Raw genomic sequence first — 12,325 nt, forward strand, 5'->3', positions numbered from 1 at the left:
CGCACAGGAAACCCACAAGTTCCGGTAACTAAGGCAGCCTCACAACCAAATCAACTATCGAATCCGCATCAGCACTTGCTCCAAGTTCAACGCTGACATTGGTACTAAATCCACGCAACGTCGCTTCAGACAACACCACCATCTGCGCCGCAATATCTGTCATCCAATAAAAGGCACCTGGCCCCACTTGTTCAATAATTTCAGCAGCTCTTTCAAGCGCTTCATCGCTGAACTTCTCAACGCCATCGCGATTATCTGCAAGCACCTGCAGCAAGAAATCCCTTATCGCCTGCGCATCGCCTCGCACCCGCGCGTGCTCATCAAGAATCTCAGTGAGTTCGCGATCCATTGCCCTATGCCTTAACCATTTGAACATGCCTCAAAGCTAGAGCCACCCGCTGACACGGACGCGATAAGTGATATCATGATGCATCAAGATTCATCAAGAAATCCATTGGAGGCCTAGATTGACCACTCAACGTGAGAAATTCTCGTCCCAAGCCGACCCCGAAATCTTGGCCGCCGCTCGCGAGCTCGCGCAGAAGCAAGGGCGTCAATTCCAGTCTGTTCTAGAAGAAGCGCTCACTGAATATTTAGAGCGCAATCAACTTGATCGACCTCGCGCGCATGTACTTGAAGCATTTGGGCTGAGCATGGATCAGTTCGATGATCTATATCAAAAGCTCGCCCAGTAATGCCAGCTATCCAATACCTCACTGTTCCTGATGTCCTCGCCATGCATATGGTGCTCATTAAGAAATACGGCGGCAGCGATGGCATTCGCGATATGGGTGCACTTGAATCTGCCTTAGCCAGACCCCAATCGGGGTATTACAAAGATGTCATTGAATCAGCAGCAGCGCTACTTGAGAGCCTGGCTATCAATCACCCGTTTATCGATGGTAACAAGAGAGTTGCATTTGCTGCGACCGATACTTTTTTGAGAATTAATGGATACACAATCAATTCCGATAGCCAAGCACTCCATAAGGCACTAATGAAATTTTTCGATACTGGTCAATTCAAAATGGGAACCTTGGAGCCGTGGCTTCGTAAGCTATTGTGATTTAGCCCCCCACTGACATCTCCAGTAACCTCAAGCCATGAATCCAATCGCCACAGTCATCTTCGATGGCGAATGCAGATTCTGTCTCGCATCCCTTAACTGGCTACGCCTCAATGCAGATATCAACGCACACCCATTCCAACAGGCAGACCTCGCCTCCTTCGGCCTGACCCGCGCCGAGTGCGAGAAAGAAGTCATCGCAATCATCGACGGCACCACACACCGCGGCGCCGCAGCCATCGCACACCTGCTCGCACTTCGCGGCAACGGCAACCTTTCACGCCTCATCTCTTCCTCAGGAAAACTGGGCGATGCTAGTTATCACTGGGTAGCAACGCATCGAAACTCACTCGTGATCCAAGCTTTCACTAGAGTGCTTGAGCTTTCACGAAAAAACCCCGCCAGCGAATGAACACCGGCGGGGTTTTCTCCTTACGTGAGATTAACCGAGCTTACTTTCTCCAGCGCAAATCGCGCCCGTTTGCCTTACATGTAAGGTCGGCGCTCTTAGCTCCTTCTGTCAGGCATGCTTTACCGAACTTAGCCAGAGCAATCTCTGGAGTCGTAGGCAGCGCTACTGCCAACTTGATAGTTAGGAATGATGATTTAGTCGAACCGTTTTCGACCTTGCCTGTTGTTGCGTTGTAGGCAAAGTTGAAGTCATTGTCGTTCACAACAACGATATGGTTTGAATCGATAACTGCAACGCCTTCAATCTTCATCGGCATAGTAGGAATCGAAGTTGAGTTGAAGATGATCTTCTTCTGTGCCAAAGCAATCAACGCTTCAACTTCAGCATGCGTGCCAGCACCCGTGTAGCTCTCAAGTGATGGAGTTGTTGATGCGAGATCCCATTTTGTGCCAAGGATATTTGCTGAATTTTCTATTTCGATTGTAGAGAGCAAGAAAGAGTTATCAGTGCGTTCCTGAACAATCAAAGTATCTGAATCTAGAGCAACAAGAGCTGAGAGTTTAAGATCACTCGCCTTTGTTGATTTGGCATCCACGACAGACTGCTTCTCAAACCCAAAGACGAACTCACCCGTAAAAGTCTTTGAGCGAATATCAAAGCGGAGGATTCGAGTAGCAAGGCTGGCATTTCCAACAGTTGATGAAGGGTTAAGAAGTGGACTCTGTAGGCCGATGAACAATGTGCGTTCATCAGGCGTGACTGCAAGAGCTTCAAATCCACGGTTAGCCTTACGCTTGAGATAAATCTCAGGGATCGACTTTGAAATTGAGAATTCTGTGCTTGATCCAAGCCAATTTGTTGGAACGTAACGACGCTTCACCACTGCATCGGAGGTCAAGTTGGTCAGGCTCGGTGCATATTCGTCAACAATCCAGTACTGGCCATTGCTGAGACGAACAATCCCTTCTGAATCTTGTCCAGCTACGTTATACAGAGCTGAGGAGGTAATTCCCTTCACATCGGTTGGAACTGCGTCATAGCCCTTTACGTTTGGAAGTCCAGAGACACCTTTGCGGTTCTTGAGGGTAATTGCCTTTGTCTCAAGTACTTCAACATCAGCGCCTGTAATGCGCACCTTCATGATGATGGGAGAGAAACCTGGGACAACAAAGCCCGTTCCTGCTGACTTATCTGGCTGCACAGTGTCGTTATTGGGACCGCGATCTGTGATGACGTAGAAAATATCTTTTGGGTCACTTGGATCGTGATACAAATCCGATCCGATACCTCCGAGCAGTACGCCCTGGTCATCGCTGACAGCATCTGTAACAGCGGCATTCGACACGTTCTTCAGCGAGATATCGCCAAGGGTCGCAGTCGAGACAAGCGATGGTGCATCAGCAGCATTTCCTGCAAATGGAATTTGAATAAGTGCCACAGCGAGTGCGGCAGCGAGGAGTTTCTTCATGGGTTTCCTTTCAATGGGTGTGGGGATTTTGGAGGGAAGAGATGAACCCGGCTAATCAACCAGATGTCCTGTCGGTTAACGCAACGCATACTCTGAGGGGTCAACTCGGAGTAATCTCACTCCATGCAGGCAAAGATCAAGAACGGCTTCCCACCCAAGACCTGCCTGCGCTGTGAACGCCCCTTCGAATGGCGTAAGAAATGGGCGCGCGATTGGGAGAACGTGAAGTACTGCTCCGAAAAATGTAAAGCAGGAAAGTAAGTGCCCGAACTTCCAGAGGTTGAAACAGTTCGCCGCGGCCTCGATCACCTCATCACCGGTTATCGCATCACCGAAGCCCAGAACCTGCACCCACGCGCACTCAAACCAGAATCCATCGCACCACTTGCATCCCTTGTCGGCGCAAAGATCACCGGCACCAATCGCCGCGGAAAATTCCTCTGGCTCACACTCAATCGCCCCTATGTCTTAGTCGCACACTTGGGCATGAGCGGACAATTTCTCATCCACCAGAAAGATCGCCCCAAAGCCACACATATCCGCGCACAATTTCAATTGAAGAAACCACTGCGCTCACTCGATCTCGTCTTTAACGACCAGCGCACCTTTGGTTGGTTATCAGTTGAAGAGACCACCAACAACGTCCCCACATCTGCCCAACACATTGCACCAGATCCATTTGATCCACTCTTTAACAAGCAAACCACCGTCAACAATTACTTAAAGCGCAATATCAAGATAAAGACCGCACTCCTCAATCAAGAGATCATGTCCGGAGTCGGCAATATCTATGCCGATGAAACCTTATGGCGCGCCAAGATCCACCCTGAAACTTTGACCTCAGAACTAACTCCCAAGAAAGTAGCAACCATCATCGACTTCGCCACCGAAGTGATGCAGGAAGCAATCAACCAAGGTGGAACTTCATTTGATGACCTATATATCAACGTCAACGGTGAATCCGGATTCTTTGAACAATCCCTTGCCGCCTATGGCCAAGAAGATGAACCATGTCCGCGCTGTGGAACACCCATCAAACGCATTACCTTTGGAGCCCGCTCATCTCATTTCTGCCCACGCTGTCAAAGGAGAAAATAAGATGAAGAAGTTCCAAGGCCTGCGTAAAGCTTCACACTTTGGTCCCACACTCATCGTCACCACAATCGGTTTCGCATTCGCCACTCACTACTGGTGGGAAGGCCCGGCATATGTCATCGCCTTCGGAATCTTCTGCGGCCAACTCATTGTCGGTTGGACCAATGATCTCTATGACTACCAAGACGACTTAAGCCACAACCGCACCAAGAAACCACTCGTTGCAGGACTCATCACTCCTGCTTTCTTGCGCAAGTGGATCTACTTCATGACTCCCTTTGCATTCATCGCTAATCTCCTTGGCCCACTCGGCTTCTACGGAGGACTCGTCTACATGCTCGGCATCGCATGTGGCCTTGCCTATAACTTCTACTTTAAATTCACTCCTCTTTCACCACTTCCATATGCCATCGCATTTGCGGCCCTTCCATCATCGATAGCAATCTCAAAAGAGATCACACCACCTACATGGATGTGGCTCGGGGGAGCGCTCTTTGGAATGGCTGCACACTTCATCAACGTCATCAAAGATATGGATGAAGATCAGAAAAGCGGCATCAACGGCCTACCTCAACGCCTCGGTAAGCGCCGCTCCATCATGGCAGCAACGATTCTTATCGCTCTCGGTCTTCTCGCTCTACTGTAAATCTGCGCAGGCTTCCGCAGCCTTCTCATTCGCATAATCCAAGTTTGAACCTGTCTCATCAAGCCACTTAGCAGCTTCTGTCTCAAGGCACTTGTTATATGCAGCAGGATCGCTTTCCACTGTATCTGCACTACTTCCACAACCAGCAAGCAGGAATACAGATGCGATAGCTAAGGCCAAAGTTTTCTTCATCATCCTTGAATAGTAATCAGGGGTGAAAGTTGGTCAAGAGCTAAACCTCGAACTGGCGTCGAAAGCCAACCCATTCGCAGGATTTGCAGCCAACGTCTTCGGCTTGGGGAATACACCCGCCAACGATATTCTTCTTGAAATCGAAATTATCGTCGGGCATTCCGTAAACGATTCTCTTCAAAGCTTTTGCCCCGCAGTTGGGGCAATTGAAACTATCAATTCGCGTCTTGCGCTTAACAGAAGGAGCCAGCCCAAGAATCTTGAGAGATTGTTTAGTGATCTTCCCGCCCCACGTGCCTTTCTTGGGAGCTGAGATATATCCAAGGCTCATTGCGGTTTCCACCATGTCGCCTACTTGAGCAAAGGGGAACATTAATTTCATTCCCATATCAATGATGGGTTCATGTGTCCCTGTCTTCACGATATGGTCATAAAGAAAAGCGACTTCAGCCAAATACTCGGGTGTATGCCATGCATCTGCATGTAGCTGTTTGATACGCGCGATGCAGAAATCTATTGAGTCTTTCACTTCGTTATTGCCTCAGCTTGTTCAACTAACTTCCACTTGATCGCCAGGCGGATAACCCACTTTGGCCACTTGCCACGCAACATATAGAGAATCAGTAAACCCAACCAGATTGGTGGGTAGAAGAGATCCTCAATTCCCCACAGAATGCCTTCAAGGATTCCAACAGAGTAATCCTCGCCGCCAATCGTGTTTCGTTTATCGAAAACCACGGTCCAGTCAGCGAGGGCATGAAATACGACAACAATCCAATAACTTCTAGTTGCGATAAAGAGCGCACAGGCAAAGAACCCAAAGCCCGTAGCGCTCATAACGTGCCAATACGCCGCCCACCCATCCCACTCAGGTAGATAGACGTTGACATGCATAAATCCGAACATGAATGATGAAACAACAACCGCAAAGAGAGTTCCAAATCTGCGTAAGGTTCCAAAGATCAATACGCGGCTGATCATCTCTTCCGCTAGCCCAATGGAGAGTATGAAAAGCACTCCGGCAATCTTTACGCGAAAAGGCTGCTTGATGTCATACCCAATAGAGATTTCCATGATGGACCACACCACTGCAATGGAAACAGCAAATCCAGCAATAATTCCCATTCGCGGCCAACCCAAGAAAGTAATCGTCGGGGGTTTAACCATCAAGACACAAATCAATCCGAACAGCGCAATCAGGCTAAATTGCAAAGTCTCGTTGAAGTAAATGCCCTTGAAGTATGAAACCTCGGGCAAGCGAAAGAGCAGCAATGCCAATATAGTGACAATGGACAACGCCACAATGGATTCAAACTTCCCCAATGACCAATACCAACTCCGTACGCGCTCTATCGACATGCCCCAAACGCTAGAGGTCTCCACTGACAAACCCACCTAAACTCGCCCCATGAACGCATTCATGCGTAAGGCCACACAGATCCTCTTAGGTGCCACCCTCATCTATACCGGCACACTCCACCTCACAAGTAGTCGCCAAGAGTTCCAAGCTCAAGTTCCACCATGGGCACCATTCACACCTGACTTCATTGTTCTTGCATCAGGAGTAGTCGAGATAGCTCTTGGTCTAGCCCTCATATTTCTACAAGGTAGAAAAGCAGTCGGAATAGCCACAGCCGCCTTCTTCATTGCAATCTTCCCTGGAAACATCTCTCAGTTCGTCAATGGAATCGATGCCTTCGGATTAAACGATGACCGCGCTCGCGCAATCCGATTACTCTTTCAACCGCTCCTTGTTCTCTGGGCGCTTTGGTCAACAACAGCCATGCCCAAAGAAACCTTCAAGCGATTCTGGAATTATCTAAAGGAAACTATCCGCGAAAACAAATTAGCGACCGTGATCGGAATCCTCATTGGGGGAGTAGCGACGAGGTTTCTGGAGGATGGGAATTTGTTGGTGACGACTGTGTTGACGGGGATGAGTACTGTCGGGACATTAGCGTTTGTGCTTGGAATCAAGAAAGTTTGGCAGAAGAATAAAAGGCAAACCAAATAAATTGTTAGCTAGTTATCTTCAGAACAGATCAAGTTGATCAGGCTGAACGCGCATCTCCTGTGAGCTAGACACCAGCCACTTCAAAATAGTGTCTTCATCCATTTTGCCTAGCAAAGAAACATAAATTGCCGCCGACCTTGCCTGACAGTTGAACGACTTTCCAACCTTGGAGTTCAAAGTGTTTTGGTTGAATGCGATGTCACTGAATGCATCAAATTGCAAAAGCTTTCTTCTGTTCACGTTCTCGATAAGTGCGCGGATGTAGAGATAATCATAGAAATTGGGTGAGGTCGTAAGTGGCCAATCCTGATTCTCGAATCGGAACCCAATAAGCTCCCCAGAATTCTTCAGTCGCAAATCTTTTTTAGAATCAAGTGCACTTGCAGACATTAAATCTAGGAATGGACCACCATTTTGGAATACTTTCGAGGCTTGGTAAACGGCTTCGACCGGGTAATTTCGCCCCGCGATCGAAACTTGGAGATTGAAGGCACTTAGTGAAATTCCGAGTTCATTTTGAGATCGAGTTGAAATCTCTAGAATTCTTTGGATGCCGTGTTTTGAAATGGCGGCTTCATGTAGGTTGATCACGGATTTTCGACCTTGTGAAATAGCCAAGCCAGGAACCCATTGAAACTCCACTAATTCCTCTGTGAACAGGATCTCCTCTTCGCCCTGTTTAGGTCTAAAAATAATTCTTGCGGTCACGAGGTAATCCGCCATCCTGCATGAAATCTACGTTGGTCATAAGGTTTGTATTGGTAGGGTCGAAAGAAAGCACAGTCACAATCCAAATGATATTCGGGTGTCGGAAATAGCATCGGAAAATTAAGACTTTTCGCGAGATTAACAGGAATGTGGATTTTTGAAATATGGGAGGCCGCTATGTCTTTTAGAATCAGAATTTCAGATTGAATATCGGTTGGCTGATTTGATTCTAGATTATTCAGATTTCTAACATGAGGACTCAGAAACAGATTCTGGATGCCACGTAACCCTATATATTCTGTTGGATTCTCTAGTCGATGCTCGAGGAAAGCGCCGCCGGCAGCATTTCCTGGAAATGCCAAAAAAGGATGGGACAAAAGCAGGCTTGCGGGTAGTTGAAGCACTACGAAATTGAATCCGAATTGGCGAATCTTGTGTCTGAGTAACCACTCATTTGGATATTCGAGTGAAAACGAAATTGATTGAGTTATACCGTCGAATCGTTCGTTATCTGTTTCAATGAAGTCAATTGACTGACTTGTGAGTACTGCTTTTGGTTTAAAGCCAATCCTAAATATTGATTCCAGGTTATCGACGTGCGTGAAGTGGAAAAGATTTTTTACTTTTCTCCGGTTCAGCTCACCGACCAAGTTGTATCTTTCTTCATCTTGGCTTTCTCGGGCCAGGTCGAGAACTTCCTTCAGTTCTCTAGGTTCCTGCATGTCTGCCCTCAATTGGTGTCGAAGTAATAGGGGAATCCTCCCACTTGTTGGAAGCTATACAGGTGTTGCAAGAGTGGCCACTCGCTAGATCCCAAAATGAATTTGCGGGCGGCATCTATCGGAGGCACGTTCGGAATCCGAACACCCCGTTCGGTTAGCCGAACAGGCTCAAACCTGTCCGTTCACGCTCAGCCGTAGGATTATCCTACGAACATCTGTTCGAATTTTATGTTACTCTCCGCTTCCCCCAAAAAATCCGCTCGAGCAGCAACCCCAGGCCCAAAGCGGAGATGTCAGTGACTGTCTGTAACTTCTCCATCCGTCAGAAGCTCCAGTATCTATATGAAGGGAAACGGTGAGCGCCGAAAACAACGAGAAAGATATCCGAGAGCAAGAACTCTGGGATCGCATCAGCACGTCCGAAGGGACTGAACGAGCTGAAGTTCTAGATGAACTCAGCCACATCGCTTACAAGCGAGATAACTACATAGAGTGCTTACATTTAGTAGATACCTCAATTGATATCTACTTTAAACAAGGTGGATTAGAAATCTACCTCAAAGAGATCATGCATCTCTACCATGGCAAAGTGCATTGCTTTGAAAATCTCAAGCGCCACGCAGAAGCTGCAGAAATGCATCAAGAACTCGCCAAGATGAAGAATCTTGATGATGACATTGAGGCACAAGCAGAAGAGCTGCGAGCAGCAGGGCGTGCTTGGTACAAAGTAGAAGAATGGCGCAAGTCGCTCGACAATCACCTCGCCGCAAAGGCACTAACTTATCCAGACATTACAACCATGACGATGGGAGTTGATAACCTCAACATCGGAATGGCACTAGCGAAACTTAATAATTACAAAGACGCTGTCGATAGTTACTTAAGCGCTCGCACGCTCTGCAAAGAGGCAAAGAACCCCGAATTCGTTAACTGGTGCGATAACTACTTAGCGCTGGCATACATCGCCCTAAGCAACGGCCCAGAAGCACGATTCCACGCACAGCACTACTTCAACTACTGCAAAGTAGCTGAAGATGTTGGAATGGAAGGTTACGCACGTTACCGGCTCGGTACAGCACACCTTCTCTGCCAAGAGTATGAAGAAGCAGAAAAGCATCTGCATCGGTCACTCGAGCTACTTACCCTGGAAGAAGATAAGGATTGGGAAGATATCGTCGCAATCAACAAAGACCTGGCGAAAGCTTTAACAGCCCTAGATCGAGCAGAAGAGGCCCAAGCCCGCCTGGAGCGTGTCAAAACTATTGAGGAAACAATTGCAGCTTGATTTCGTCGCCGAAAGCGCTGAACAAGAATATTGTGGCATTCTACTAACAAGCGAATTTCCTGAATTAAAGAGTGCGGAGAATTGTGTTGAAGCAAATGTCGACGAATGCTGGAACTCATTGAAAACTATTGGATTAATTGGGAGTATAACCCCGTGTTCAACTCAACTAAAACGTTTGCAGAGAATTTGAATGGATAAAGTTGTTTCAGTTGATTTGAGTGACATAACACTTGGTTTCGAGAATGCGTTTATTAAATGTCCTGAGTGGTTTGGCGCTTTTGTAAATTTTGCTGCTTCGGAAGCTTTCAATGATTTACCCGGAGATGGAATCCAGGAGATTTCTATACTTACGGTACCTTCGCTAGAAGGTGTTACATCGGCACTTGCCATAGGTGCGCTTTATGGAGAAGTGCTAAAAATTAGAAAAAAAGCGACTGTTGAAAAAATTGAACTTGCCCAACTTGCGGTTGGCATGCATGTCTCTGTCCTATGTGGAACCGGTGGCCATCAAGCAGTGGGAGAGGTAACTAGCATCGATCTGAAGAATACATCTCCCCGGGTAATAATTGGAAGCACGGTTCTGTCAATTAAATCCATCAGAGAGATAACCAAACTCCCTACTGAAGTTGGTAATCCTAAACAATTCAAAAAGATGCAGGTAGCTGCTAACAAGAACCCGGAGTCACTGTTCGCCGTTCTTGCTGATTCCTCTATCCCGATATTTCGTTCTCTCTTAATGATGCGGTCAACCTCAGGAATAACTGAGGCGGAATTTGAAATTGAACTCCGAGATGAAACAACCGGGGAGACTAAGAGTATAAAAGAGTTGCTAAATCCGATTTCTGGAGGCAGTAAAGAGCTGGGTACCACCATTGTCTTGAATACAAGCACTGATGAGCAAATCGAGTGGCTAAACAATCAATTAAAGCTTACTGGTCAAAGTGCTACTTCAAATATTTCCGTAATGGGCTCATCCGCGGCAATTCTCTCTCAAATTGAGAACATATCCAATCCAAGAGTTATTGCTGTTGTCGGAAGAAATGAGCGACAGATAAACGCAGCAGTTGATGCGGTTCGAACCGTATTTGCATACAGTCAAGATATAGGAGAAAGAGATCATTGGGTCTCGCTTCCTAGAAATACAGAATTAGTCTCTTTCCGGAGAGCGATATGAATTCAATATTTACCAATAATCAATTGTATTTAGATGCTAGTGCTATCAAAAATGTGAGTATCGACGATAAATTATCAAAACAACTCTCAACAAATGTGCGCAAACTTGCCATGACCCTTCAGGATTGGATTGAACTTTCAACAGACTGGGATATTGCAGTTGGGCGCCTTCGTAGGGCAGATTGGCTTCTACGTAATGACCCTGCTCCATTGAATGCAAATCATCAAGCAATCATTGAACTCAGTGAAGGTGTCAGAACCCTTGAAGGTCTATTTAAGAATATGTCTTCTGATATCCAGCAAAACTGTACAAACATAATTGCTAGTGGTCGAAAAATACTAGAACTCAATACTTCTGAATTGACCAACATAGTTCTGCGGAATATGCAAGAAGCAAACCCAGAACAAAACGGAAATATACTTATTGTTAGACAGGAAAGTATAAGAGTAGGTGTGATTAATTGGTTGAAGGAAATTGGGATCAGTCATTGGCAGGTGTTTACAGCAAATCAATTTATTCATTCGGGAGTTAATTGCAGGCGAATGCTTGTGGTGGGATTAACCCAAGATTACCCAATTAGCCTTTTTAATTCTGTCTACCCTGAAGACGGAATTCTCACCTTCAGCCACTCGTGGATCAAGGAACAAAATGAGATTCCGGGATATTTCTCTGATATCGCTCAGATTAGAATAGAAAAGAAAATTCTCACTGATTTAGTCTCTGTTAAACAAACTGCGGACACTGAAAAAGCTGGCAACTACTTGGAACCAACTGCGGAGATAGATGGTCGCAGGTTAGCCATTGCTGCAAAAAAGGCGCTACTTAATATCAATGACAGTTCAGAGGGGGAGGAACTGCTGAAATGCAGGGCTTACTTACTTGGTTCCTCAGAAATGGTCTTTCTTCCTATTTCTTCTGGAGCAATTGATGCTGTAGACGCTACTGCTCCTGTTGGTGAACGTGTTCAGCGGATAGCGATTTCGAGCATTACGACAGATTCGATATTGCTTCTTAGAGTGGGAAGTTCTGAGGGTGAAGCGATAAGTCGGATGGCGAATGATATTGGCGGATCAGAAGCTAAACGATGTAGAAATATACAAGCGTTCTGGAAATCCAAGCTTAGAGATAAAATCTCAATTATTGGCGGGCCGAAAGTTATTCGCGACTTAAAAGACTTAGGGATAGCCAATCCTTGGATTATCGATTGGTCCCATCCATCAACGATACGTCCAAATTCTATTGATAACTTCAAAATCATATTGACGTATTTGAATATTGAACATGAGGAAACTATAGAAGCCATGAACATTTTACGTCACCTACACCAAGTTGCCGGTATGAGATTTCGCGCTATTCTGAAGCAAAAATTTGAAACTTTGGACTTGGATGAAATCTCATTGAACGGATATGTTTTGGTCGAACTAGGAAATGATTCTGAAGTTGCTAAATTAGGGGCATTCAGATGTGTTTCAATTGGAAATGAAGTTTTTGAAGTTCCAGAGTCAGCTGTTAAGCAACTTCAACCAGGAATCAAAGTGTAATC

General features: G+C 46.2%; 16 protein-coding genes and 1 pseudogene. 10 read left to right on the forward strand and 7 right to left on the reverse strand.

Features of this window, described 5'->3' with window-relative positions; translation table 11 throughout:
• Positions 1-28: 28 nt before the first annotated feature.
• Positions 29-349, reverse strand: a complete 321-nt coding sequence (locus A1sIA56_RS02130) for a hypothetical protein (RefSeq protein WP_223298465.1) — start codon at positions 347-349, stop codon at positions 29-31.
• 118 nt (positions 350-467) lie between these two features.
• On the opposite strand from A1sIA56_RS02130, the gene A1sIA56_RS02135 reads away from it, so the two are divergent.
• Genes A1sIA56_RS02135 through A1sIA56_RS02145 form a run of 3 tightly spaced genes read left to right on the forward strand, consistent with a single transcriptional unit; the run spans position 468 to position 1,478 of the window.
• Positions 468-695 carry a hypothetical protein gene (locus A1sIA56_RS02135; protein WP_095673312.1) on the forward strand — a complete coding sequence of 76 codons (228 nt, stop codon included), beginning with the start codon at positions 468-470 and terminating at the stop codon, positions 693-695.
• Positions 695-1,066 carry a type II toxin-antitoxin system death-on-curing family toxin gene (locus tag A1sIA56_RS02140; protein ID WP_095673313.1) on the forward strand — a complete coding sequence of 124 codons (372 nt, stop codon included), beginning with the start codon at positions 695-697 and terminating at the stop codon, positions 1,064-1,066. Before A1sIA56_RS02135 ends, A1sIA56_RS02140 begins: the two co-directional genes overlap by 1 nt.
• A 37-nt stretch (positions 1,067-1,103) precedes the next feature.
• Positions 1,104-1,478 (forward strand): DCC1-like thiol-disulfide oxidoreductase family protein, encoded by a 375-nt coding sequence (locus A1sIA56_RS02145; RefSeq protein WP_095673314.1) that lies wholly within the window; start codon positions 1,104-1,106, stop codon positions 1,476-1,478.
• 40 nt (positions 1,479-1,518) lie between these two features.
• On the opposite strand, the gene A1sIA56_RS02150 is transcribed toward A1sIA56_RS02145, so the two are convergent.
• A complete protein-coding gene (locus A1sIA56_RS02150) occupies positions 1,519-2,946 on the reverse strand; it encodes an esterase-like activity of phytase family protein (protein ID WP_095673315.1) in 1,428 nt (475 codons plus the stop codon).
• Positions 2,947-3,069: 123 nt separating this feature from the next.
• Between A1sIA56_RS02150 and A1sIA56_RS02155 the strand changes: the two genes are divergently transcribed.
• From A1sIA56_RS02155 to A1sIA56_RS02165, 3 genes are read left to right on the forward strand one after another with little or no spacing between them, the layout of a single operon-like run.
• The gene (locus A1sIA56_RS02155) at positions 3,070-3,207 is read left to right on the forward strand and encodes a DUF2256 domain-containing protein (RefSeq protein WP_095673316.1); all 138 of its coding nucleotides are present in this window, start codon (positions 3,070-3,072) and stop codon (positions 3,205-3,207) included.
• Entirely contained in the window at positions 3,208-4,044 is an 837-nt protein-coding gene (gene mutM, locus A1sIA56_RS02160; RefSeq protein WP_095673317.1) for a bifunctional DNA-formamidopyrimidine glycosylase/DNA-(apurinic or apyrimidinic site) lyase, read from the forward strand.
• A 1-nt stretch (position 4,045) separates the two neighbouring features.
• Positions 4,046-4,687, forward strand: coding sequence for a UbiA family prenyltransferase (locus tag A1sIA56_RS02165; RefSeq protein WP_095673318.1), 642 nt, complete (start codon positions 4,046-4,048; stop codon positions 4,685-4,687).
• On the opposite strand, the gene A1sIA56_RS02170 is transcribed toward A1sIA56_RS02165, so the two are convergent.
• Genes A1sIA56_RS02170 through A1sIA56_RS02180 form a run of 3 tightly spaced genes read right to left on the reverse strand, consistent with a single transcriptional unit; the run spans position 4,679 to position 6,238 of the window.
• Positions 4,679-4,882, reverse strand: a complete 204-nt coding sequence (locus tag A1sIA56_RS02170) for a hypothetical protein (RefSeq protein ID WP_150121988.1) — start codon at positions 4,880-4,882, stop codon at positions 4,679-4,681. The genes A1sIA56_RS02165 and A1sIA56_RS02170 overlap by 9 nt on opposite strands.
• Before the next feature lie 37 nt (positions 4,883-4,919).
• Positions 4,920-5,408 carry a hypothetical protein gene (locus A1sIA56_RS02175; RefSeq protein ID WP_095673320.1) on the reverse strand — a complete coding sequence of 163 codons (489 nt, stop codon included), beginning with the start codon at positions 5,406-5,408 and terminating at the stop codon, positions 4,920-4,922.
• Positions 5,405-6,238, reverse strand: a complete 834-nt coding sequence (locus A1sIA56_RS02180; protein ID WP_095673321.1) for a CPBP family intramembrane glutamic endopeptidase — start codon at positions 6,236-6,238, stop codon at positions 5,405-5,407. Before A1sIA56_RS02180 ends, A1sIA56_RS02175 begins: the two co-directional genes overlap by 4 nt.
• Before the next feature lie 49 nt (positions 6,239-6,287).
• Here A1sIA56_RS02180 and A1sIA56_RS07025 point away from each other — a divergent pair.
• A pseudogene (locus A1sIA56_RS07025) lies at positions 6,288-6,662 on the forward strand (DoxX family protein); the annotation flags it as partial.
• A gap of 249 nt (positions 6,663-6,911) precedes the next feature.
• Here the strand turns inward: A1sIA56_RS07025 and A1sIA56_RS02190 are convergent.
• On the reverse strand, positions 6,912-7,601 hold the full coding sequence (locus A1sIA56_RS02190) for a DarT1-associated NADAR antitoxin family protein (protein ID WP_095673322.1): 690 nt from the start codon (positions 7,599-7,601) through the stop codon (positions 6,912-6,914).
• Positions 7,598-8,323: a DarT ssDNA thymidine ADP-ribosyltransferase family protein gene (locus tag A1sIA56_RS02195; RefSeq protein ID WP_095673323.1), complete on the reverse strand. Its 726-nt coding sequence runs from the start codon at positions 8,321-8,323 to the stop codon at positions 7,598-7,600. Before A1sIA56_RS02195 ends, A1sIA56_RS02190 begins: the two co-directional genes overlap by 4 nt.
• A gap of 355 nt (positions 8,324-8,678) precedes the next feature.
• Here A1sIA56_RS02195 and A1sIA56_RS02200 point away from each other — a divergent pair, with 355 nt between their 5' ends.
• From A1sIA56_RS02200 to A1sIA56_RS02210, 3 genes are all read left to right on the forward strand, one after another.
• Complete coding sequence (locus tag A1sIA56_RS02200; RefSeq protein WP_095673324.1) at positions 8,679-9,608, forward strand: tetratricopeptide repeat protein; 930 nt, start codon at positions 8,679-8,681, stop codon at positions 9,606-9,608.
• A gap of 190 nt (positions 9,609-9,798) precedes the next feature.
• Positions 9,799-10,782, forward strand: a complete 984-nt coding sequence (locus tag A1sIA56_RS02205) for a hypothetical protein (RefSeq protein WP_095673325.1) — start codon at positions 9,799-9,801, stop codon at positions 10,780-10,782.
• Positions 10,779-12,323 (forward strand): hypothetical protein, encoded by a 1,545-nt coding sequence (locus tag A1sIA56_RS02210; RefSeq protein ID WP_095673326.1) that lies wholly within the window; start codon positions 10,779-10,781, stop codon positions 12,321-12,323. The genes A1sIA56_RS02205 and A1sIA56_RS02210 overlap by 4 nt, the downstream gene beginning before the upstream one ends.
• Positions 12,324-12,325: the final 2 nt, after the last annotated feature.

The sequence above is a fragment of the Candidatus Planktophila sulfonica genome (assembly GCF_002288065.1).
Lineage (GTDB): Bacteria > Actinomycetota > Actinomycetes > Nanopelagicales > Nanopelagicaceae > Planktophila > Planktophila sulfonica.

Coding starts and splice junctions, on each gene's coding strand:
- A1sIA56_RS02150 (WP_095673315.1), bottom strand. CDS start 2,946: ATGAAGAAACTCCTCGCTGCCGCACTCGCTGTGGCACTTATTCAAATT.
- A1sIA56_RS02180 (WP_095673321.1), bottom strand. CDS start 6,238: ATGTCGATAGAGCGCGTACGGAGTTGGTATTGGTCATTGGGGAAGTTT.
- A1sIA56_RS02170 (WP_150121988.1), bottom strand. CDS start 4,882: ATGATGAAGAAAACTTTGGCCTTAGCTATCGCATCTGTATTCCTGCTT.
- A1sIA56_RS02195 (WP_095673323.1), bottom strand. CDS start 8,323: ATGCAGGAACCTAGAGAACTGAAGGAAGTTCTCGACCTGGCCCGAGAA.
- A1sIA56_RS02165 (WP_095673318.1), top strand. CDS start 4,046: ATGAAGAAGTTCCAAGGCCTGCGTAAAGCTTCACACTTTGGTCCCACA.
- A1sIA56_RS02210 (WP_095673326.1), top strand. CDS start 10,779: ATGAATTCAATATTTACCAATAATCAATTGTATTTAGATGCTAGTGCT.
- A1sIA56_RS02205 (WP_095673325.1), top strand. CDS start 9,799: ATGGATAAAGTTGTTTCAGTTGATTTGAGTGACATAACACTTGGTTTC.
- A1sIA56_RS02145 (WP_095673314.1), top strand. CDS start 1,104: ATGAATCCAATCGCCACAGTCATCTTCGATGGCGAATGCAGATTCTGT.
- A1sIA56_RS02140 (WP_095673313.1), top strand. CDS start 695: ATGCCAGCTATCCAATACCTCACTGTTCCTGATGTCCTCGCCATGCAT.
- A1sIA56_RS02155 (WP_095673316.1), top strand. CDS start 3,070: ATGCAGGCAAAGATCAAGAACGGCTTCCCACCCAAGACCTGCCTGCGC.
- A1sIA56_RS02130 (WP_223298465.1), bottom strand. CDS start 349: ATGGATCGCGAACTCACTGAGATTCTTGATGAGCACGCGCGGGTGCGA.